The following is a 462-nucleotide window of genomic DNA, read 5'->3' on the forward strand; positions in this document are numbered from 1 at the left end:
GGTCGGGATGGCGAGGCGGCCCACGAACTGGAGGTCGAGAAGCTCCACGCCAAGATCGGACAATTGACGGTCGAGCGGGATTTCTTAGCCAGGAGGTCCGGAAGATGAGCGCGCCGGATCGCCGAGGATTGCTTCAGCGCGATCATGCGAGTCTATCGATCCGCCGGCAATGCCAACTGCTGAGCGTTGCGCGATCGAGCGTGTATCGGCCGCCGCGGCCGGCCAATGACAACGACCTTGAGCTGATGCGGCGGATCGACGAGCTGTTCACGGCCTGGCCGTTCTTGGGCTCGCGGCGGATGACGGCGATGCTCAATAGCGAAGGCTGGCGCATCAATCGCAAGCGCGTGCAGCGGTTGATGCGCAAGATGGGTATCGGCGCTGGGAGCTATGACGGATTCTGGGTGACGCGGTTCGATCAGGCGGCGCGGACTTCAGCGGTCGGAATGACTTCGATTCCGT

General features: G+C 63.0%; 1 protein-coding gene. It reads left to right on the plus strand.

Annotation, left to right across the window (positions count from 1 at the left end; all coding sequences use genetic code 11):
* Positions 1-245: 245 nt before the first annotated feature.
* A partial coding sequence (locus tag AC5ZFO_RS48300) for an IS3 family transposase (protein ID WP_496124311.1) occupies positions 246-462 on the plus strand: 217 nt, incomplete at its 3' end.

The sequence above is a fragment of the Bradyrhizobium sp. Unk1 genome (genome assembly GCF_059512345.1).